At 63.2% G+C, this 21,048-nt stretch carries 16 protein-coding genes; 9 read left to right on the top strand and 7 right to left on the bottom strand.

Annotated elements, in window-relative coordinates:
• Positions 1-398 precede the first annotated feature (398 nt).
• From BR71_RS10380 to BR71_RS10355, 6 genes are all read left to right on the top strand, one after another.
• Entirely contained in the window at positions 399-1,781 is a 1,383-nt protein-coding gene (locus BR71_RS10380; protein ID WP_043636561.1) for an OprD family outer membrane porin, read from the top strand.
• Positions 1,782-1,971: 190 nt separating this feature from the next.
• Positions 1,972-3,231: an ABC transporter substrate-binding protein gene (locus BR71_RS10375; RefSeq protein ID WP_043636557.1), complete on the top strand. Its 1,260-nt coding sequence runs from the start codon at positions 1,972-1,974 to the stop codon at positions 3,229-3,231.
• Between the two features lie 103 nt (positions 3,232-3,334).
• Entirely contained in the window at positions 3,335-4,198 is an 864-nt protein-coding gene (locus tag BR71_RS10370) for a carbohydrate ABC transporter permease (protein ID WP_043636682.1), read from the top strand.
• A gap of 9 nt (positions 4,199-4,207) precedes the next feature.
• Complete coding sequence (locus BR71_RS10365; RefSeq protein WP_043636554.1) at positions 4,208-5,077, top strand: carbohydrate ABC transporter permease; 870 nt, start codon at positions 4,208-4,210, stop codon at positions 5,075-5,077.
• Positions 5,074-6,561, top strand: coding sequence for a beta-N-acetylhexosaminidase (gene nagZ, locus BR71_RS10360; RefSeq protein ID WP_043636549.1), 1,488 nt, complete (start codon positions 5,074-5,076; stop codon positions 6,559-6,561). Before BR71_RS10365 ends, nagZ begins: the two co-directional genes overlap by 4 nt.
• A gap of 11 nt (positions 6,562-6,572) precedes the next feature.
• A complete protein-coding gene (locus tag BR71_RS10355; RefSeq protein WP_052370483.1) occupies positions 6,573-7,685 on the top strand; it encodes an ABC transporter ATP-binding protein in 1,113 nt (370 codons plus the stop codon).
• 169 nt (positions 7,686-7,854) lie between these two features.
• Here BR71_RS10355 and BR71_RS22940 read toward each other — a convergent pair whose 3' ends face one another.
• The 7 genes from BR71_RS22940 to glpK all read right to left on the bottom strand — a co-directional run bounded on the left by BR71_RS22940 (position 7,855) and on the right by glpK (position 16,705).
• A complete protein-coding gene (locus BR71_RS22940; protein ID WP_052370482.1) occupies positions 7,855-8,532 on the bottom strand; it encodes a B3/B4 domain-containing protein in 678 nt (225 codons plus the stop codon).
• A 158-nt stretch (positions 8,533-8,690) separates the two neighbouring features.
• The gene (locus BR71_RS10345; protein WP_043636545.1) at positions 8,691-9,062 is read right to left on the bottom strand and encodes a hypothetical protein; all 372 of its coding nucleotides are present in this window, start codon (positions 9,060-9,062) and stop codon (positions 8,691-8,693) included.
• 261 nt (positions 9,063-9,323) lie between these two features.
• Entirely contained in the window at positions 9,324-10,700 is a 1,377-nt protein-coding gene (locus BR71_RS10340) for a CitMHS family transporter (protein WP_337882500.1), read from the bottom strand.
• Between the two features lie 321 nt (positions 10,701-11,021).
• Positions 11,022-12,539, bottom strand: coding sequence for a glycerol-3-phosphate dehydrogenase (glpD, locus tag BR71_RS10335; protein WP_043636541.1), 1,518 nt, complete (start codon positions 12,537-12,539; stop codon positions 11,022-11,024).
• Between the two features lie 402 nt (positions 12,540-12,941).
• Positions 12,942-14,288, bottom strand: coding sequence for a glycerol-3-phosphate transporter (gene glpT, locus BR71_RS10330; RefSeq protein ID WP_019100342.1), 1,347 nt, complete (start codon positions 14,286-14,288; stop codon positions 12,942-12,944).
• Between the two features lie 124 nt (positions 14,289-14,412).
• Positions 14,413-15,114 (bottom strand): MIP/aquaporin family protein, encoded by a 702-nt coding sequence (locus BR71_RS10325; RefSeq protein ID WP_039753674.1) that lies wholly within the window; start codon positions 15,112-15,114, stop codon positions 14,413-14,415.
• A gap of 85 nt (positions 15,115-15,199) precedes the next feature.
• Positions 15,200-16,705, bottom strand: coding sequence for a glycerol kinase GlpK (glpK, locus tag BR71_RS10320; RefSeq protein WP_043636535.1), 1,506 nt, complete (start codon positions 16,703-16,705; stop codon positions 15,200-15,202).
• A 731-nt stretch (positions 16,706-17,436) separates the two neighbouring features.
• On the opposite strand from glpK, the gene pyk reads away from it, so the two are divergent.
• From pyk to BR71_RS10305, 3 genes are all read left to right on the top strand, one after another.
• The gene (gene pyk / locus BR71_RS10315) at positions 17,437-18,843 is read left to right on the top strand and encodes a pyruvate kinase (RefSeq protein ID WP_043636530.1); all 1,407 of its coding nucleotides are present in this window, start codon (positions 17,437-17,439) and stop codon (positions 18,841-18,843) included.
• A gap of 114 nt (positions 18,844-18,957) precedes the next feature.
• On the top strand, positions 18,958-19,734 hold the full coding sequence (locus BR71_RS22935; protein WP_052370481.1) for a substrate-binding periplasmic protein: 777 nt from the start codon (positions 18,958-18,960) through the stop codon (positions 19,732-19,734).
• 114 nt (positions 19,735-19,848) lie between these two features.
• Positions 19,849-21,048: a winged helix-turn-helix domain-containing protein gene (locus tag BR71_RS10305; protein WP_043636525.1), complete on the top strand. Its 1,200-nt coding sequence runs from the start codon at positions 19,849-19,851 to the stop codon at positions 21,046-21,048.

Here is a 21,048-nt window from a genome sequence, read left to right as displayed (position 1 = left end):
TTTTTTAGTCTGGCAATGCCCCATGGCCTATGGGTCAGCCGGCGCTTACCTTCGCTGCAACACCATGTTGCATAGCAGCAATGTCGATAAGCGAAAAATACTGCGCGTGTTGCCGCTGCCGCGGTTGAAAACGCGTAGTCATCCCGGCCAATCCTTCGTTAACACTCCAAATTCCGTTCGGAAAAACAAAAAGTAGATGCCTTTCATTTGCATTTGGCGGCTATCTGACGCCAATGAGCGGCCATTTCCAGCAAACCCATGTGCATGGCAACATTGCAACAATATGACGAATTATTTTGCAATACCAATGAGATACCAATTGAGAACCAGTAAAAGACCAGATAGTTTTAGCGCAGGACATCCAACAGAGGTGTCGCCACGTGATTGGAGTGACTGAAATGCCTAAGCCGACCAAGCTTGCCCTACTACTGTTGACCGCCCTGCCCTGTGTCGTCATGGCGGCGGAAGACTCGATTCCGGCCAACGACACCTCGCCCACCCAGGGCGCGCCGGCCACTTTTGAACCGGTGGACGTCTATGACTTGATCACCAAGTCCGAAACCACCGTCAGCGCCATCTATTACGGCCGTAACCGCCAAGCGGACTGGCCCGCTCCGCCCAACAGCAAGAACCGCGACGACATCACCGTCAACGCGCTCAACCTGGGCCTGAATTTCCGTTCCGGCTACGCCTGGAACAAGCTGGGCTTCGACGCCGCCGCCCACGCCGCCATCCGCCTGGACAGCGGCAAAGGCTGGTCGGAAGTGCTGAACCACGACATCAACGACAGCTCCCAACCCGGCGGCGTGGACAAGAGCGCCGCGGTGCTGAGCCAGGCGGCGCTGAAATTCCGCCAGCACGAAGACGGCCAGGGCTTCTCCGCCCGCGCCGGTTACACCCCCATAGGCATCGGCACCCTGGGCACCTCCGGCGGCCTGCAATCCCACGCCTACCGCGGCGTGGAAATGAAATACAAATTCGGCGACTTCGAAGTGGGCTACGGCTGGGCCGACCAGTTCCGCAATGAGTGGGACACCCGCTTCCGCGACATGACCAACTCCTGGGAACAGGGCCGCAGCAACGGCAGCGCCGCCAAACGCGTCGATTACGTCAACAGCCTGGGCTTCCGCTACGCGCCTAAAAACGGCTTCGTCGACGTCGGCGTAGGCGAAGGCAAGGACTACCGCCGCAACGCCCAGATCGCCGGCTCCTACTCCTGGCAGCTCAACGGCGACGACAAGCTGACCGCCACCGGCTACTACTTCACCGGCAAGTACCAGACCCAGCTCTCCGGCATTCAGAACCCCAAGAACGAATACCACGCCAGCGGCAGCGTCAGCTACGCCACCGGCGGCTGGACACTGATGGGCGGCCTGGGCTACACCAAGGCGCCGGACTCCGGCGAACTGAACTTCCGCATGACGCCGTGGGGCAACAGCGACAACCGCAACTTCATCCAAACCTGGGGCCAGCTGGACGACTTCGTCTGGGACGGCACCACCGTCTACAAGCTGGGCGTTAATTACGATCTGGCCAAGGTGGGCGTGCCCGGCCTGACCGTGGGCCTGTCCGGCAACTACGCCACCGGGATGAAAAACCCGGGCAAGGCCGACACCAAGGCCCATGAAGTGGACTTCAGCATCGGCTACAGCGTGCAAAGCGGCATGTTCAAGGGCGCCAGCATCGGCGTCTATCCGGCCTGGCTGCGCACCGACGGCTTCTACGGCAAATCCGACCGCAACGACGTGAAAGTCATCGCCTCCTACAGCAAGACCTTCTGATCCGCGCGGCCGGCCGGGCGTCCTCTCGTCCGTCCGGCCGCCGGCTCACTGGCATTGAACTGGTCTCGCTTTCATTGACACCACTTCAATGCCACAATGCGGCAAAATACCAATCAAATGGCATAACAACATAGCAAGCCCGCCGTCAGACTGGCCGCCCGCCAGCGCCGGCCTCCATGGAGAAACCATCATGAAACTCAACGCCTTCGCTCGCGCCGCCCTGCTCGCCGCCGGCTGCGCCGTCGCCCTGCCGGCTCTGGCCGCCGACAAACCCGTGCTGGAAGTGTGGACCATGAGCCTGTCGCCGAAATTCGACGGCTACTTCAAGGATCTGGTCGGCAAATACAACGCCCAGAACCCCAATGTCGAAGTTAAATGGACCGATTACCCCTGGGACGTGATCCAGTCCAAGTTCACCGCCGCCGTGGGCGCCGGCAAGCCGCCGGCTCTGGTCAACCTGAACGTGCCGTGGGCTTACGACTACAAACAAAGCGGCCTGCTACAGCCGCTGGACAGCGTGATCAACAAGGGTCAGTACGTGGACGGCGCAATCAAGGACGTCACTTTCGACGGCAAGGTTTACGCCTTCCCTCACTACAACGGCGCCAACGTCATCGCCTACAACGCCGAGCTGTTCAAGAAAGCCGGCCTCAATCCGGCCAAGCCGCCCAAATCGCTGGACGAGCAGCTGGCTTACGCCAAAACCATCAAGGCCAAAACCGGCGTCGCCGGCTTCGCCCCGGCGCTGGGCCCCACCAAGATCGAAGGCTTTCTGATCCAGAACGGCCTGCCCTTGCTCAAGGACGGCAAACCGGTGTTCAACAGCCCGGCCCACGTGGCCATGCTGAAAAAACTGGGCGACGCCTACAAGTCCGGCGCGCTGCTGAAGGACAATCTGTTCGCCCAGGACAACTTCCAGGTCTCCATCGCCGCCTACAACAGCGGCCGCATGGCCATGCTGGTCACCACCCCGGCCTCGCTGACCCGAGTGCGCGACGAAGCACCCAAACTTTACCAAGCCACCCAAGTGGCTCCGGCGCCTATCGGCCCCACCGGCATCGCCGCCGGCGGCTGGATGTTCAACTTTGGCGTGGCGCGCAACGTCAACAAGGCGCTGCTGCCGGAAATCGGCAAGTTCGGCAACTACCTGACCAACGCCGACAACCAGCTTGCCTTCGCCAAGCTGGCCGGCACCCTGCCCACCGCGCGCAAGGCGGCGCAAGACCCGTACTTCCAGAAAGTGGCCAATAACGCCGGCGCGGCGGAAAAAGCCGTCGGCGTGGCCGCCGCCAGCCTGGACAAGACCCGCACCATCTATCTGGCCGGCGTCAAGGACCCGGATGTGCTCTCCGCCCGCCTGGCCGCCGCGGTGGAAAAAGCCGTCACCGGCCGCCAGGACCCCAAGGCCGCGCTGGACGAGGCGGCGGCGTTCTGGAGCGGCAAACTGTAAAACGCGCTTGACCGCGGCGGAGTCTCAGACGCCGCCTCCCGCAACCCGCAGGCCGTCGCCGCATTCCGGCGTCGGCCTGCCGCTACGTCACAAGGTTCTGCCCATGCGCACCAAGACCACGCTGCAAGCCTATCTGTTCCTGGCCCCGGCGCTGTTGCTGATGCTGGCGTTCTCCTTCTGGCCGGTGGGCTTCGGCAGCTTCATCGCCTTCACCCAGTACAACCTGATCGACAGCCCTCGCTGGGTGGGCCTGGACAATTTCCGCGAGCTGTTCGCAGACGACTTGTTCCTGGCCTCGCTGAAGAACTCCGCCATCTACCTGTTGGTGGTGCCGGTGATCCAGATCGTCGCCATGCTGCTGGCGGTGCTGGTCAACAACCAGCTTCCCGCCATCAAGTGGTTCCGCGCCGCCTACTACCTGCCGGTGGTCACTTCCGTATCGGTGATCGGCATCATCTGGAACTTCATGTACACCGAAGACGGCGTGCTTAACGCCGCGCTGCACTGGCTGCGGGTGGTCAACGAACCGGTGGGCTGGCTCAACGACGACCGGATTGCGCTGTTCGCGGTGATGTTCATCACCGTTTGGCGCGGCCTGGGCTGGTATATGGTGCTCTATCTGGCCGGCCTGCAGGCGGTGCCGGCCGACATCTACGAAGCGGCGCAGCTGGACGGCGCCAACGCCTGGCAGCGTTTCTGGCGCATCACCGTGCCGCTGCTGGCCCCCACCATCCTGCTGTGCTCGATGATGTCGGTGCTGGCCGCGGTCAAGGCCTTCGAGGAGGTGCAGATCATGACCAAGGGCGGGCCGATGCAATCCACCTACACCGCGCTGTTCTACGCCTACGAGTTCGGCATCAAGTCGCTGAACTTCGGCCGCGCGCTGGCCGCCAGCCTGGTGATGTCGGTGTTCTGCGTGGCGCTGGCCTGGTTGAACTTCCGCTATCTGCAGCCGCGCGAACCATAAGGAAACGCCATGCAAAACACCGCCACCCTCGCCGCGCCCGCCGCCCGCAGCCACAGCGCCCGGCTAAGCAAGCTGGCCGGCCGCGGCCTGCATTATCTGGTGCTGAGCCTGATCTCCGTCGTCACCGTCTACCCGTTCTGGTGGACGCTGGTCACCGCGCTCTCCACCGAGGGCGACGTGTTCGCCTTTCCGCCGCCCTTATTGCCCAGCGCCCCCGGCCTGGACAACTTCAAGGAGGCGGTGTCCAGCATCGACCTGCTGGCCTTCTACAAGAACTCCGTCGTCATCGCGCTGGCCACCGTGGCCGGCACCCTGCTGGTCAGCGCGCTGGCCGCCTACCCGCTGGCGCGGATGCGCTTTCCTGGCCGCAAGCTGGTGTTCGGCGCCATTCTCGCCACCATGATCCTGCCCAGCGAAGTCAACTTCCTGGTCAACTTCATCACCGTGTCCAAACTGCAGCTCACCGACAGTTACAGCGGCGTGGTGCTGCCCACGCTGGCCGGCGCGGTGGGCATATTCCTGATGAAACAGGCCTTTGAGGCCGTGCCGCAGGACTTGATAGACGCCGCCCGCGTCGACGGCGCCGGCGACTGGCAGATCTTCTGGAAAATCATGTTGCCGCTATCTCGTCCGGCGCTGGCGGCGCTGACCATACTCACCATGGTGTCGGCGTGGAACCAATACATCTGGCCGTCCATCGTGATGTCCAGTCCGGACAAATTCCCGCTGTCGGTGGGCGTGCTCTACCTGTCCGGCGCCTTCAGTTTCAAAACCCGGGTGGTGGCCGCCGGCGCGGTGCTGACCGTGCTGCCCATCCTGCTGGTCTTCCTGTTCACCCAGCGCTACTTCCTGCGCGGATTCGATGGAGCCGTCAAATGAGCGATACCCTGCAACAACTGGCCGGCCAGGCGCTGATGGTGGATGTGGCCGGCCCGCGTCTGGGCGAAGACGAAGCCGCCTTCCTGCAACAACTGGGCGCGCGCGCCATCTGCCTGTTCCGCCGAAATGTGCCGGACGAGGCCAGCATCCGCCGGCTGATAGCCGATCTGCAATGCGCGCTGGGCGAGGACATCCTGATCGGCATGGACCAGGAAGGCGGCGCGGTGATGCGCACCCTGTTTCTGCCGGCGGCGCCGTCGGCGATGGCCCTGGGCGCGGTGGACGACGCGGAACTCGCCGCGAAAGTGGGCGCCGCGGTAGCGCGCGGGCTGGCCAGCCTGGGCGTGAACTGGAACTTCGCCCCGGTGCTGGACCTCAACAACAACCCGGACAATCCGGTGATCTCGGAACGCTCCTTCGGCGAAAACCCGCTCAAGGCGGCGAGACTGGCGCGGGCCTGGATCAGCGGCCATCTATCCGAAGGCGTGGCCTGCTGCGTCAAGCACTTCCCCGGCCACGGAGACACCCACACCGACTCCCATCTGGATCTGCCGGTGGTGGACAAGCCCAAGGCCGAACTGCGCGATTACGAGCTGTCGCCGTTCGCCGCGCTGGCCGACCTCGCCCCCGGCATGATGAGCGCCCACATACGCTTCCCGACGCTGGACGCGGACTGGCCGGCCACGCTGTCGCCGGCCATCCTGCGGCAACTGCTGCGCGAGCAGTTGGGCTATCAGGGCGTGATGATCACCGACGGCATGAATATGAAAGCCATCCGCGAACGCTGGGGCCAGCCCCAAGGCAGCGCCCAGGCGCTGGCCGCCGGCGCCGACCTCAGCCTGGTACTGCAATTCCAGGACGAAATGGAAGAGAGCAAGCAGGCGCTGATCGACGCCGTCGCCGCCGGCCGGCTGAGCGAGGCGCGGCTGCAAGAAGCCGCCACGCGCGTGGACGCGCTGATCCGGCGCTACCCCAGCCGTCAGCGCGATTACGAACCGGCGCAGCGCGCCGCCGACGCCGAATTGTTCGCCGAAGCCTGGCGCCGCGCGCTGACCGCCCACGGCCAGCCGCAACGGCCGCCGGTGGGCGCCACGCTGCGCCTGGTGGTGCAGGACCAGGCGCCGTCCGACGGCGTGTCCGAGGCCGGCCTGTCCGCCGACGCGCTGATCGCCCGGCTGTCGCGCCGCTTTAGCCTGGAAGTGATCCGCTACCAAAGCCGCGAGGAACTGGACTGGCGCCGTCTGCCTCAGGACGGCCGCTACACCGTGGTCGCCTCCACCACCCGCGAACGCTATGGCGCGCGCGAGCGCGCCGAATGGCGGCCGGACCTGCACCTGGCCTTGTGGAACCCCTACGCCGCCGCCGATCTCGAGGCGCCGGCGCTGATCAGCTACGGCTTCGCCGACGCGGCGCTGGACGCCGTCGCCCAATGGCTGGCCGGTGAGATAGAAGCCGCGGGCGTGCTGCCGGCGCGCTTGCAATAAAAGGATTCGATATGGCCCACCTCAAGCTCAGCAATATCCACAAAGTCTACGACGACGGCAACGCCGTCATTCACGGCGTGGACCTCGCCGTCCGCGACGGCGAATTCATGGTCTTCGTCGGCCCCTCCGGCTGCGGCAAATCCACGATGATGCGCATGATCGCCGGCCTGGAAGACATCAGCGCCGGCGAACTGTGGATAGGCGGCCAGCTCGCCAACGACATTCAGCCGTCCAAACGCGGCGTGGCCATGGTGTTCCAGAGCTACGCGCTCTACCCGCACATGACGGTGCGGGAAAATATGGCTTTCGGCCTCAAACTGGCCGGCAAGAGCAAACAGGACATCGCCGCCGCCGTGCACCGCGCCGCGCTCACGCTGCAGATAGAACATCTGCTGGACCGCAAACCCAAGGCCCTGTCCGGCGGCCAGCGCCAGCGCGTGGCCATTGGCCGCGCCATCGTGCGCAAGCCGGAAGTGTTTTTATTCGACGAACCGCTGTCCAATCTGGACGCCGCGCTCAGGGTGCAGATGCGCATCGAATTGGCGCGGCTGCACAAGGAATTGGGCAGCACCATGATCTACGTCACCCACGACCAGGTGGAAGCGATGACCATGGGCGACCGCATCGCCGTGTTCAACGCCGGCCGCATCGAGCAGGTGGGCACGCCGCTGGAGCTGTACCAATGCCCGGCCAACCGCTTCGTCGCCGGCTTTATCGGCTCGCCCAAGATGAATTTCCTGCCGGCGGCCATTGTTGCGGACACTCCGGCCGGCCTGACGCTGGAACTGCCCGGCGGCAACCGGCTGAGTCTGCCGTTCCAAGGCCGCGCCGGCGACGCCGTCACCCTGGGTGTGCGCGCCGAACACCTGCGCTTTGCCGACGTCGGTGTGCCGGCGACGGTGCAGTTGGTCGAACATCTGGGCGATGTGCAAATCGTCTACGCCCAGGCCGACGGCGTGGCCGAACCCATCGCCGTCAAACTAGGCGGCCAGGACAGGGCGCCACAGGCCGGCAGCGGCTGCCGCCTGACGCTGGACGCCGAACACTGTCATCTGTTCGACGCCCGTGAGCAAACCTTGCCCCGGCTGGCGATTCAAGCGCAGGCCCAGGCCGAGACAGTGTGAGCGGCGGCAAGACAGGACGCAAAAAAGGACGCCATCGCGTCCTTTTTCATTTATCCACAGAAAAAGCTATCCAGCCTTTTTATCCACAGCTCGCCGTCGCGCCACACATCCGCTAAATGACGTCCGTATCGACAAGCGGCTAGCGCGGCTTATCCACAAGCCAGCATGCTTACGCCACTTTATCCACAGCAGCCAGCTCAAAACTAGTCCGCGCCGCGTCCAGCTCGAAACGAACCAGCTGCCCGGCATGCGGCCGCAGCTGCTCGGCCAGCCAGTCCATGCCCGCCGCGCCGGAAGGAAAACCGCCGTCCGGCCGCTCGCTGACGAAGACCACGTCGCGGCTGCCGGCGTCCAATTTGAACAAGTCCGACTCCAGCCAGTTCAGGCAACGGCACACCACCTGTCGTTCGCCGTTCAGCCATACCGCCTCGCCCGGCTGCGGCGTCTCCGCTTGATCCCTTCCCAGCGGCAGAAAAGGCTCGTCGCCGACGGCCAGGTCCAATTGCAATACGCCGCCCAGCTTGACGATGTCCTCGCCGCCAAACGGACTCAGGCTCAGCAAGGACGCCTGGTTGTACAAGTCCACCAGCGGCAGGATGCTGCGCAGCTTGTCCTTCTGCGCCGCCTTGACCAGGTATTCCAGCGAACAGCGCGCTTTCTTGTCGCCGGGCAAGTCCTTGTACATCTGCTTCCAGGCTTGCAACAACTCGTCCAGATCGCGTTCCGGCTCCGGCAAGGTCGGCAGCCGCGCGGGCAAAGCGGCGGCGTTGATATCCAGCGCGATCAAACCACTTACCTGGATCTGCGGCAGGCGGGACAATAAGGCGGGGCTCAGGGCAATCTGCATCGTCGGGTTTTCCACGGTTGAATCCGTGTCAGCATAGGCCCCCCGCGGACTAAGGGGAAACGCGTTTTTTTGCTGGGGTATTAGCGCGACTGAATCGCCACACGGCAATGCGCTAGGCCCCGTAAATGGGGCCAGTTCGCACCGGTATCGACGCGGGCTCAATGAATGGAGCCGCCCGCCTTGTCATCCGCGTCCAGGCACTCGGCGGCGCTAAGCACCGCTTCTTCCAGCAGGGAGAAGAAACCGGCCCAATACTCGCCCTCCAGACCTTCCGCGGTGAAATCGGCATGCTCCGCCATGCGCGCCAGCAGGGAATCCTCCCCAGCGCAGGGATGGTGCGCCACGTGTGCAATGTAATGGCCGGCAAACTCGCGGCCCATCCGGTAAGCCTCTTGATCGCTCGCGTTGGCCGGCACCGCCATACAGTACAGACGCAAGCGCGGCGGCAGGCAGACGGCGAAGGAAGGTTCTTGGACCGACTCCGCCTGGCCGGCGGCGTCATGGCGACGAAATGGACGTTTTACGGACATAAGGCCTCCCATTGTCATAGCGCCTGTTCCAGGTCTTGACGCAAGCTCAAGGGCGTAAACAGGCTTTTGCAGCGTGCCTTGCCTTCAGGCGTGGAGCGGATAAGGTAACAGCTTTTGCGGACCAAGGCCCGCGCGAGACAAAACCGGCGGCTGAGCCGCCGGATAAAGCGGCCGCCGCGCGCCGTCCTTAGAACGTGTTTACGACCTGCTGCGCGTCGGCGATACGGCCTTGCTCGCGAGACTGTGAACAGGCTCTGAGGATCAGCCTATCTTGATCAGCCCAAGCCCAACGGCCACCCCAAGCAAAACCAGCGAGAAGGCCCACATCGGAAGCAGGGAATAGCGAATGTGCCTCCCCATGTCCAAGCCGGCCAAACCCAGTCCCAGCCACAACGCAGGGGAAAAGGGACTGACGAAAGTGCCAATCACATTGCCGATTTGCAGCGCGTAAATGGCCGATGTGGTTTCCACTCCATAAGCGGACACAATTTCCAGGATCACCGGCAGCAAAGCAAAGTAATAAGCGTCCGTGCTCAACACCAGATCCAGCGGTAGACCAAACACGCCCAGGATCAAGTGCAGGTAGGGCGTCGCCTCGCTTGGCAAAACCCGCACCAGATCCGCCGCGATCGCCTTGAGCATGCCGCTGCCGTTGAGAACGCCCAGAAATGAGCCGGCGGCCAGGATGATGGCTCCCATCAGCAGGGCGTTTGGAGCATGCGCGCGAATGCGCTCCAACTGTTCATCCACGTCCGGATAATTAATGACCAAGGCGATTCCCAGGCCAATCATGAAGATATAACCGGACGGCAGAATGCCGGAAATCAGAGTGCCTATCACCCCCAAAAACAGAGCCATATTGACGAAAAACAGTTTGGGCAGCGGCTGCTTGTCATTGAGATCTTCCAGCGGCTCCGCATCGTCCGTCGCCTGCAAGGGGCCTTGCTTGCGCAACCGTCTGGCCTCGAATACGCCCAGCACCGCCGCAAGCACCACCAGCAAACCCGCGCCGATCAACTGCAAGGGAATCAAAGGCTGCCATAGCGCGGCCGGATCCAGATCGGTCACCGCCGCCGCGCGTCCCAGCGGGCCGGCCCACGGCATCATGTTGAGGATGCCCGCGCCCAACGCCAACAGCAGCATCATCAAATAGGGATTCATGCCCAAGCGCCGGTACAGGGGCAGCAGCGTGGGCACCGTCAGCAAAAAGGTGGTGGCGCCCACGCCGTCCAGATGCGCCAGCATGCCCACCACCGCCGTGCACACCGCCACGGTAACGACATTGCCTCTGGAAATCCCCACCATGCCGTTGACGATGGGACGAAACACTCCTGTGTCCTGCATCACGCCAAAGAAGGTAATGGCAAAGATGAACATGGTCGCCACTTGGATGACGGAGTTCAGGCCAGCGCTATAGAACTTGCCGATATCGGCGAATCCGAAACCGGCCAGCAGCGCGCCGATAAAGGGAATCAAGGTGAGACAGACAACAGGCGCAAGCTTGCGCAGGATCAACAGGGACACCACCATGACGATGATGGCAAGGCCAGCAAAAGTAAGCATGTGCTTCTCCGGGAGGCTGAATCGGATGATTCCGGAATTCAGTCGCCAACTGGACTGGCTATCGCCGTATTCCATCAGACGCTGAACAGACCGGGTGCAATGAGGTTTTTTTTATGGTTCGACTTTTGGCCGAACTTGCTTGCACAGCGAGCGGAGCTTTTGTGGGAGCCCTTCCGCTTGTTGAAAGCCAAACAAAGGGACTGGGCGGAAAAGCCTACACGGACAGCGGGATTATTGTCTATACATTTGCGCTTGGAGATACGAGCCGTCCTGACACCGTCTTGCCCGGCGCAAGACGCAGAAACGACAAAGCCCGGCATCGCCGGGCTTCTACTTCAGAACCTGTTCACGTCGCGGAACCTTACACGGCGAATGCCGCTTCGGCTTCATTGTCGCTCAGGCGGTCAGCCGTTGTTCCCGCGTGGCGCTCTGGCCCTGCAACCAGGCGTCGATCACCTCGGCGGCGTGCGCCGGCAGGTGCAGCTTGAGCTTGGAACGGCGCCACAGGATGTCCTCGCTGCGCGTCGCCCATTCTTCGTCCGCCAGGTAGCGCAGCTCGGCTTCGTACAAACCGGGCAGCAGCTCCGCGCCCAGTTGCTCCAGGCCGGCGGCCTCGCCGATCAGCCTGGCCACGCGAGTGCCGTAGGCGCGCGCCCAACGCCGCGCCAGCGCTTCCGGCAGCCACGGGTACTGCTGACGCAGGCTTAGCAGAAAACGCTCGAAGTCCGCGCCCGGCATGTCGCCGCCCGGCAGCGGCGCGTCGGCGGTCCAGGTGGCCTTGCTGTTGCCCAGCAGCGGCGCCAGTTTGTCCACCGCTTCTTCCGCCAGTTTGCGGAAGGTGGTGATCTTGCCGCCGAACACCGACAACAGCGGCGTGCCGTTCAGGTCCATTTCCAGCGAGTAATCGCGGGTGACGCTGGCGGCGTTGCTGGCCTCGTCGTCCAGCAGCGGGCGCACGCCTGAGTAGGTGGACAACACGTCGGCCGGGCTGATTTGGGTCTGGAAGTAACGGTTGCTCATCTGACACAGATAGGCCACTTCCTGATCGTCTATCGCCACCTTGGCCGGGTCGCCGCGGTATTCCACGTCGGTGGTGCCGATCAGGGTGAAATCCTGCTCGTAGGGAATCGCGAAGATGATGCGCTTGTCCGGATTCTGGAAGATATAGGCATAGGGGTGGTCGAACAATTTCTTGACCACGATGTGACTGCCCTTGACCAGACGGATGGACTTGCTGGACGGCAGCGCCAGCGTGTCCTTGATCAGGCTTTCCACCCACGGACCGGCGGCGTTGACCAGTGCGCGGGCACGCACCTGGCTGCGGCTGCCGTCTTCGGCCTGCAGCTCGCACAGCCAGTGTTCGCCGTCGCGGCGGGCGCCGATGCAGGCGGTGCGCGTCAACACGCGCGCGCCGCGTTCGGCGGCGTCCTTGGCGTTGAGCACCACCAGCCGCGCATCCTGCACCCAGCCGTCGGAGTAGACGAAACCGCGCTTGAACGCCGGCTTGATCGGCCGGCCGGCCGGGTGGCTGGCGAAGCTGACGGTTTCGGAGCCGGGCAGCACTTCGCGGCGCGCTAGGTGATCGTAGAGAAACAGGCCGCAGCGTATCATCCATTCCGGGCGCTGGTTCTTGTCGTGCGGCATCACGAAGCGCAGCGGCCAGATGATGTGCGGCGCGGCCTTGAGCAGCACTTCGCGCTCTTGCAGCGCTTTGCGCACCAGGCCGAATTCATAGTATTCGAGATAGCGCAGGCCGCCGTGAATCAGCTTGGTGCTGGCGGAGGAGGTGTGCGCGGCCAGATCGTCCTTTTCGCACAGCATCACCGATAGGCCGCGTCCGGCCGCGTCGCGCGCGATGCCGGCACCGTTGATGCCGCCGCCGATCACCATCAGGTCGTAAATCTCCACTGCCATTTTCCCTACCTCTTTCTTCCGAAGGGCCTGCTTAGAACCTGTTCAAAGTCTGCTGCGCGTCGTGGGGCGTTACACGGTGAGTACCCCTTCGAAATGCTCATGTACCGTATGTACATTCCGCTTTCTCTGGGGTTTTCGCCTTGTCCCGCTCTTTCCAACAAGACTTTGAACAGGCTCTTAGCGCCGTTATTCCCTCGCGGGCGCGCGTCAGCGCCCCAGCGATGCTATCCTACCCAGAATAATTATAAACGAACAAAAATACAACATTTTGCTTTCGTTTTAATGTGATTAGAACGCGATTTTGTCTATTTTTCCGTCTAAACGCGGAAATACGCAAAAAAATAGGCGGCAACCAGAGTCGCCGCCTCGTAAAGCGCCCGGCAGCGCCGGGCCCTGCGGGATCTATGCCCGGTTCAAGGCGGCGTCCTGCCCCCGCCCGTGCCAGGTGGTCAGCGCCAACAGCACGATGGCGACGATGCAAGAACCCACCATCAGCATGAAGCCGCCGTCCCAACCGAAATGATCGACGGTATAGCCCACCACCGCGTTGGCGGCCACCGAGCCGCCCAGGTAGCCGAACAGGCCGGTGAAGCCGGCGGCGGTGCCGGCGGCTTTCTTCGGCGCCAGTTCCAGCGCATGCAGCCCCACCAGCATCACCGGGCCGTAGATCAGGAAGCCGATGGCGATCAGCGCCAGCATGTCCACGGTGGGGTTGCCGGCCGGGTTCAGCCAGTACACCACGGTGGCCACGGTCACCAGGGCCATGAACAGCATGCCGGTGGCGCCGCGATTGCCCTTGAACAGCTTGTCGGACATCCAGCCGCACAACAGGGTGCCGGGAATGCCGGCCCACTCGTACAGGAAGTAAGCCCACGACGATTTATCCACCGAGAAGTGCTTGACCTCTTTCAGATAGGTGGGGGCCCAATCCAGCACGCCGTAGCGCAGCAGGTAGATGAAGACGTTGGCGAAGGCGATGTACCACAACAGCTTGTTGGGCAGGATGTATTTCTTGAAGATGTCGCGAGCGCTCAGTTCCTGCTCATGGCTGGCGTTGTAGTCTTCCGGGTAGTCGTTTTTATAGGCCTCTACCGGCGGCAGGCCGCAAGACTGCGGGGTGTCGCGCATGGTCAGGAAGGCAAAGATAGCCACGCCGATGGCGGCGGCGGCCGGCACGTAGAAAGCCGCGCGCCAGTCGTTGAACCAGCCCATGCCCAGGATGAACAAGGGGCCGATCAGGCCGCCGCCCACGTTATGGGCGCAGTTCCAGATCGACACGATGCCGCCGCGCTCCTTCTGCGACCACCAGTGCACCATGGTGCGGCCGCTGGCCGGCCAGCCCATGCCCTGGAACCAGCCGTTGAGGAACAGCAACACGAACATGATGCCGACGCTGGAGGTGGCCCAAGGCACAAAGCCCATCAGCAGGAAGACCGCGGCGGACAGGATCAAGCCGACGCTGAGAAAGACGCGGGGATTGGAACGGTCCGACACCGCGCCCATCAGGAATTTGGAAATGCCGTAGGCGATGGCGACGCCGGACATGGCAAAGCCCAGATCGCCGCGCGAATAGCCTTGCTCCACCAGGTAGGGCATGGCCAGCGAGAAGTTCTTGCGAACAAGGTAATAACCGGCGTAGCCGATGAAAATGCCGAGGAAGATCTGCCAGCGCAGTCTTCGATACAAACTATCTTGCTCAGAGGAGGGCAATAGCGGCTGATGCGCCGCCGGACGGAACATGCTGATCATGGGAACACCTCATTTTTTAGTGTGGCAACTACGGTCCGATCTGCGCCGGCTCCGGATTACAAGCGCGGCGGCCAAAACGCCGCCGCGCGAAAACTGCGGCCGGTCTCATAGAACCGGCCAGGTATCACAAGGTATAAGCCAAGGCCGCCAGCGCGCCGCCGATCAGGGAGCCGACCACCGGCACCCAGGCATAGCCCCAGTCGCTGTCGCGCTTGCCGGGGATCGGCAAAATGGCGTGCATGATGCGCGGCGCCAAATCGCGGGCCGGGCTCATCGCGTAGCCGGTGGTGCCGCCCAGCGACACGCCGATGCCCAACACCAGCAGGGCCACCGGCAGCGCGTCGATGGCGCCCAGCGACATCTTGGGCGCCACCATGCTGAGGATGGCGAACACCAGCACAAAGGTGGCGACAATCTCGGACACCAGGTTGCCCGGCAGGCTGCGGATGGCGGGGCCGGTGCAGAAAGTGGCCAGCTTGGTGTCGGCGCAATCGGTGCTGTCAAAGTGCTTGCGGTAGATCAGCCACATCAGGCCGGCGCCAGTCATGCCGCCCAGCATCTGCGCCAGCACATAGCCCGGCACCTTGGCCCACGAGAACTTGCCCGCCACCGCCAGCGCCACCGATACCGCCGGGTTCAGGTGGGCGCCGCTGATCGCCGCCACGCTGAACACGCCGACGAAGACCGCCATCGCCCAACCAAAGGCGATGACGATGAGGCCGCTATTGTGGCCCTTGGTGTTTTTCAGCAGCACATTGGCCACCACACCGTTGCCCAGCAGCACCAGCAAGGCGGTGCCGATGAATTCGCCCATTAAAGGATTCATGATTGTTTCTTCCGGATAAGGAGTGCGTCCACCCGCCGCTCTTTGGCGGCGGGCTTGCCCAGTCAGCGCGCGAAACCCGCGCCGCTTACGCTTGTTCGTCGTCGGCCCAGACCTTGGCGGCGTTCACCGCGCGCTGCCAGCCCTTGACCTTGCCGGCCACTTGCGCGGCTTCCAGCTGCGGCTTGAAGCGGTGGTCCAGCTGCCACTGGCCCTGCACGTCGTCGATGTTCTTCCAGTAGCCGACGGCGAGGCCGGCCAAGTAGGCCGCGCCCAGCGCGGTGGTTTCGGTGATCTTGGGACGCACCACGTCCACGCTCAGGATGTCGGACTGGAACTGCATCAGCAGTTCGTTGACGGTGGCGCCGCCGTCCACGCGCAATTCGGCAATATCGAGGCCGGCATCGGCTTCCATTGCCTTGAGCACATCCATGGTCTGGTAGGCGATGCTGTCCAGCGCCGCGCGGGCGATGTGGGCCGCCTTGGTGCCCAGGGTGGCGCCGACGATGGTGCCGCGCGCGTTGGGGTTCCAATGCGGCGCGCCCAGTCCGGCAAAGGCCGGCACCAGATAGACGCCATCGCTGTCGGCCACTTCCTGGGCCAGCGGGCCCACGTCGGCGGAATGACGAATGATGCCCAGGCCGTCGCGCAGCCATTTGACCACCGCGCCGCCGATGAAGATGGAGCCTTCCAGCGCGTACTGCACCTTGCCGTCCACCTGCCAGGCAATGGTGGTCAGCAAATTGTTCTTGGATTCGATCGGCGCGTCGCCGGTGTTCAGCATCATGAAGCAGCCGGTGCCGTAGGTGTTTTTCACCATGCCGGGGCGGGTGCACTGCTGGCCGAACAAGGCCGCCTGTTGGTCGCCGGCCACGCCGGCGATGGGAATTTCCACGCCCAAGTGCGCGGCGTGGGTGTGGCCGTAAACTTCGCTGGAGCTTTTCACTTCCGGCAGCATGCTGGCCGGAACGCCCATGATGTCCAGCAGTTCGGCGTCCCATTCCAGGGTGTGAATGTTGTACAGCATGGTGCGCGAGGCGTTGGACACGTCGGTGACATGCACTTTGCCGTGGGTGAAGTTCCAGATCAGCCAGCTGTCCACCGTGCCGAAGGCCAGCTTGCCGTCGCGGGCGCGTTCGCGCGCGCCCGGCACATTGTCCAGAATCCACTTGATCTTGCTGCCGGAGAAATAGGCGTCCACCAACAGACCTGTCTTGGAGCGGATCAACTCGCCCAGACCTCGCGCCTTCAGTTCGTCGCAGAACTCCGCGGTGCGGCGGTCCTGCCAGACGATGGCGTTGTAAACTGGATGGCCGGTTTCGCGGTCCCAGACGATGGTGGTTTCACGCTGGTTGGTGATGCCGATGGCAGCGATACTGCGGCCGTCGATGCCGGCCTTGGCCACCGCCTCGGCCGCCACGCCCACCTGGCCGCCCCAGATTTCCTGCGGATCGTGCTCCACCCAACCCGGCTGCGGGTAGATCTGGCGGAACTCCTTTTGCGCCAACGACACGATGTCGCCGCTGCGATTGAACAAAATGGCGCGAGAACTGGTGGTGCCTTGATCCAAGGCCAACACGAATTGATCCTGCATGGGGTTTCTCCTGTTCAGCCGGTGGGCGGCCTAATGTCTGAATGTTCGTTCGTTGCATGCGGCGACGGATACCTGTTGCGGACCGTGCTCCATCGCTCAAGTTATTGATAATGTTTCTTTTTGTACTTATGACGTTCGTTTTATTTTCGAGCCATTCTAGGCCCCGGCAAAAGCTTGTCAATCGTTCTTCGTAAAAAAATCTTAATATGGCGACTTTCCATGCCGTCCCAATTCATGCTGCAGGGCAATAAAGACAAGGGTTTAGCGGCTGTAGCGTCTCACTACAAATAGTGCTGTTTCAGTAAGTTATCGAGTAAAAGCCCTATGCTGCAGCGCATTGACCCGCGTCATTCTCCACTGACTCTGTGTTGCAACAAAGTTTTTGTCTTTATCTGGAGATAAAATAACCATGCTCTGGTCCCAGGATCCACCCGGGGCCAGCTTTTCGGTGGCTTGGCTTGTTTGCCGCCGAGGAGGGAAAAACGCGCAAAAACGAACATTTTTCCCAGCCGAGTGGCGAGATTCGCACAAAGGCCGCTCATTTTCCGGCCCTCCGTCCCGCCGGCTTTACGTAGTCAAGCCGCTACAGTCTGACTGTGGCAGCATGACAGACAGTTCCATCAAGCGCGGCGCAGCCTGGATGGACAGACACACGGATGTGATTGGCAAAACAACACCGCCATGTCCGGCCGCGCGCAACGCCGCGGCTGGATCGGGCATAAAGGACTGTCATGCTTCGCAACACCAAAATCCTCGCCACGCTGGGCCCGGCTTCCAGCACACCCGAAATCATCTTGGAACTGGCCCGCTCCGGCGTTAACGTGTTCCGCCTCAATATGAGCCACGGCAATCACGACGACCACCGCGCGCGCCTGGCTTCCATCCGCGCCGCCGAAGCCGTGGTCGGCCGCCCGCTGGGCGTGCTGGTGGATCTGCAGGGACCCAAGCTGCGCATCGGCCAGTTCGCCTCGCCGGTTACCGTGAACACCGGCGACAAGTTCGACTTCGTGCTGGACGAGGTGGACGGCGACGCGCAACGCGCCAGCTTGCCTCACCCGGAAGCCTTCGCCGCGCTCAAGCCCGGCCACCGTATTCTGGTCAACGACGGCAAACTGGCGTTTCACGTGGAACAGGTGGAAGAACGCCGCATCGCCACCCGGGTGGAAGTGGGCGGAGAGTTGTCCAGCCGCAAAGGCTTCAACCTGCCGCAAACCATACTGCCGCTGTCCGCCATCACCGATAAAGACCGGGTGGACGCCGAGTTCGCTCTGAAGGAAGGCGCGGACTGGCTGGCGCTGTCCTTTGTGCAAACCGCCAACGACGTGCGCGAACTACGCGAACTGGTAGGCCGGAAGCTGGGCATCGTGGTCAAGATCGAAAAACCGTCGGCGGTGGACGAACTGGACGCCATCACCGAACTGGCCGACGCGGTCATGGTGGCGCGCGGCGACCTGGGCGTGGAGTTGCCGCCGGAAGACGTGCCGGTGGTGCAACGCCGCATCGTTCACCAATGCCGTCACCTGGGCCGTCCGGTCATCGTCGCCACCCAAATGCTGGAATCGATGATCACCGCGCCCACGCCCACCCGCGCCGAGGCCAACGATGTGGCCACCGCGGTTTACGAAGGCGCCGACGCCGTGATGCTGTCCGCTGAAACCGCGGCCGGCCAGTTCCCGCTGGAAGCGGTGCGCATCATGGACCGGGTCATCCGCCGCGTGGAAGGCGCGCCGGACTATCGCCGAGTCATGGCGCTGGATTACAGCGCCGCCGACGCGCCGGATCGCGCGGACGCCATCGCCGCCTGTGTGCGCAAGGTGGGCTCGTTGCTGCCGGTCACCGTATCCGCCGCCTTCACCACCAGCGGCTCCACCTGCCTGCGGCTGGCGCGCGAGCGCCCGCACACGCCCATTCTCGGCCTTTCTCCTCGGCTGGACACCGCGCGCCGGCTGACCCTGGTCTGGGGAGTCGTGGCTTATAACGGCCCGGACGCGGAAAACCTGGAAGACATGGTGGTGAAAACCACCTTCGCCGCCACCAAGTTGGGCCTGGCGGAACAAGGGAAACCCATGGTGATCATCGCCGGGGTGCCGTTTGGCACGCCGGGCACCACTAATTTGTTGCGCATCGTCTACCCTTGAGCGCAGGCTGAACGTCAAAGCAAACGGAACCTTGCGGGTTCCGTTTTTGTTTGGCCGTCGCCGGCCGCGGCAACGGCTATGCTTAGTTGATCAGCACGCTCCGGATTCGCCTCGATGACCGCTCGCATCCGCCGCTTCGGCCTGACCCTGCTGCTGCTCGGCGCTTGCCTGGCCGGGCCCTGCCGCGGACAGGACGCGGAAACTCTGACCGTAGCGGTGGACGCCAACGCGCCGCCGTTCATGTACGAGGAGAACGAGCGGGTCGGCGGCCTCTACCCGCGGCTGGTCAGCGCCGTTTGCGACAAAGCCGGCATTCCCCACGTATTTCGGGCTTTGACGTGGCGCCGCGCGCTGTTCGAACTGGACCGCAGCGCGATGGCGGCCGCCGGCATCTACAAAACCGTCAACAGAGAGCAGCGCTATGACTTCAGTCTGCCGCTTTATCAGGAGCACATCGTGGTGGTCTATCTCCGCCAGCACCCGATCGAGTTCCGAGGCCTGCCGGACCTGGACAATAAGCGCGTCGGCGTGATGGCGGGCTGGAGCTACGGCGACGAGTTTGACCGCGCGCGCGCCGACAAGCGTTTCATTGCCTATGAGGGCGACTCGGACCGCCAAAACCTTCTGCTGCTGCAACGCGGCAATCTGGACGCAGTGCTGGCGATACAGGAGGCGATGGACGCCAGGCTGCAAAACGGCGCCTATTCCAACCTGGCGGTGGCGCCGGCCATCCTGGCCAGCAAAGCCACTTATCTGGCCATCAACAAAACCTCGCCGCAACTGCCGCTGCTGCACCGCTTCAATCAGGCACTGGAGAAAATGCGTCAGGACGGCAGTTATCAACAGTTGGTGAAGCAGTTCTTCGCCGGCCACGCCTCCGCCAAACCCTAAGAACCTGTTCCCTTGATGCGAAACTTGGAACAAATTCTAGGCAGATCGCTCTCTCCCCCATGAGCAAAACGGTTTTTGTTATAGTCATCTACTTGTCCTACCGATGACTATGCCATGTCCCTTTTGCACCTGTCGCCGCAGCAAGCCCGCCATCTGCAACTGGCCGCCCAAGGCCTGCTGAACCCGCCGCGCCGCAAAGCCGGCAAGGCCGACGTGCTGGCCGCCATCCGCCGCATGGCGCTATTGCAGATCGACACCATCCACGTAGTGGCGCGCAGCCCCTATCTAGTGCTGCACAGCCGGCTGGGATCTTACGACCCCGTCTGGCTGGATGAATTGCTCGCCGAAGGCCGTTTATTTGAATACTGGGCGCACGAAGCCTGTTTCGTCCCCTCCGAGGACTACGGTCTGCTCCGTCACCGCATGCTCAAACCGGAGGCGATGGGCTGGAAGTTCTCTCTGCGCTGGCTGGAGCAACACCGCGCAGACATCGACGCGCTGGTCGAAGGCATCCGCGCCAACGGCCCGGCGCGTTCGGCGGACTTTGAACGCAAAGGCGGCAAGGGCAACGGCTGGTGGGACTGGAAACCGGAGAAACGCCACCTGGAAGTCCTGTTCACGCTGGGACGGCTGATGGTCAAGGAAAGGCGCAATTTTCAGCGCGTCTATGATCTGGCGGAACGGGTGAAACCCGGCTGGGATGACGCGCGCGATCTGCCCACGGAGGAACAGGCTCAATGGCGGATGCTGCGCAACAGCTGCCGCGCGCTGGGCGTGGTCAAGGCCGGCTGGGTAGCTGATTACTACCGCCTCAAGCGCGGCCGCTACGACGCCATGCTGCACCAGATGGCCGACGCCGGCGAACTGATTCCAGCCCGCATCGACGGCTGGCAACACGACGTCTTCGTCGACGCCGATCTGGCGGAAGCCGCCTCCGGCGAACTCAAAGCCAGCGCCACCGCCATTCTGTCGCCGTTCGACCCGCTGGTCTGGGACCGCAAGCGCGCCTCGGAACTGTTCGACTTCGACTACCGCATCGAATGCTATACCCCGGCGCCCAAACGCCAGTACGGCTATTTCGTGCTGCCCATTCTCAACCGCGGCAAACTGGTGGGCCGGCTGGACGCCAAGGCCCACCGCGCCCAGGGCGTATTCGAAGTCAAGGCGCTGTACCTGGAACCCGGCGTCCGCCACAGTGCCCGGCTCACAGCGGACCTTAAGGCCGCGCTGCAAAAACTGGCGGACTGGCACGGCGCGCCGCGGCTGCGCGTGGAGCGCGCGCCGGGAGCGCTGGCGGCCGCGCTGATGGCCTGA

Source organism: Chromobacterium haemolyticum DSM 19808, from assembly GCF_000711885.1.
GTDB classification, from domain to species: domain Bacteria; phylum Pseudomonadota; class Gammaproteobacteria; order Burkholderiales; family Chromobacteriaceae; genus Chromobacterium; species Chromobacterium haemolyticum.
The sequence above is the reverse complement of the archived record's forward strand: the minus strand, read 5'-3'. Positions and strand labels throughout refer to the sequence as shown.

Excerpts from the sequence above, each read along its gene's own strand:
- BR71_RS10380 (WP_043636561.1), top strand. The coding sequence starts at position 399 with ATGCCTAAGCCGACCAAGCTTGCCCTACTACTGTTGACCGCCCTGCCC.
- BR71_RS10375 (WP_043636557.1), top strand. The coding sequence starts at position 1,972 with ATGAAACTCAACGCCTTCGCTCGCGCCGCCCTGCTCGCCGCCGGCTGC.
- BR71_RS10370 (WP_043636682.1), top strand. The coding sequence starts at position 3,335 with ATGCGCACCAAGACCACGCTGCAAGCCTATCTGTTCCTGGCCCCGGCG.
- BR71_RS10365 (WP_043636554.1), top strand. The coding sequence starts at position 4,208 with ATGCAAAACACCGCCACCCTCGCCGCGCCCGCCGCCCGCAGCCACAGC.
- nagZ (WP_043636549.1), top strand. The coding sequence starts at position 5,074 with ATGAGCGATACCCTGCAACAACTGGCCGGCCAGGCGCTGATGGTGGAT.
- BR71_RS10355 (WP_052370483.1), top strand. The coding sequence starts at position 6,573 with ATGGCCCACCTCAAGCTCAGCAATATCCACAAAGTCTACGACGACGGC.
- BR71_RS22940 (WP_052370482.1), bottom strand. The coding sequence starts at position 8,532 with ATGCAGATTGCCCTGAGCCCCGCCTTATTGTCCCGCCTGCCGCAGATC.
- BR71_RS10345 (WP_043636545.1), bottom strand. The coding sequence starts at position 9,062 with ATGTCCGTAAAACGTCCATTTCGTCGCCATGACGCCGCCGGCCAGGCG.
- BR71_RS10340 (WP_337882500.1), bottom strand. The coding sequence starts at position 10,700 with ATGGAATACGGCGATAGCCAGTCCAGTTGGCGACTGAATTCCGGAATC.
- glpD (WP_043636541.1), bottom strand. The coding sequence starts at position 12,539 with ATGGCAGTGGAGATTTACGACCTGATGGTGATCGGCGGCGGCATCAAC.
- glpT (WP_019100342.1), bottom strand. The coding sequence starts at position 14,288 with ATGATCAGCATGTTCCGTCCGGCGGCGCATCAGCCGCTATTGCCCTCC.
- BR71_RS10325 (WP_039753674.1), bottom strand. The coding sequence starts at position 15,114 with ATGAATCCTTTAATGGGCGAATTCATCGGCACCGCCTTGCTGGTGCTG.
- glpK (WP_043636535.1), bottom strand. The coding sequence starts at position 16,705 with ATGCAGGATCAATTCGTGTTGGCCTTGGATCAAGGCACCACCAGTTCT.
- pyk (WP_043636530.1), top strand. The coding sequence starts at position 17,437 with ATGCTTCGCAACACCAAAATCCTCGCCACGCTGGGCCCGGCTTCCAGC.
- BR71_RS22935 (WP_052370481.1), top strand. The coding sequence starts at position 18,958 with ATGACCGCTCGCATCCGCCGCTTCGGCCTGACCCTGCTGCTGCTCGGC.
- BR71_RS10305 (WP_043636525.1), top strand. The coding sequence starts at position 19,849 with ATGTCCCTTTTGCACCTGTCGCCGCAGCAAGCCCGCCATCTGCAACTG.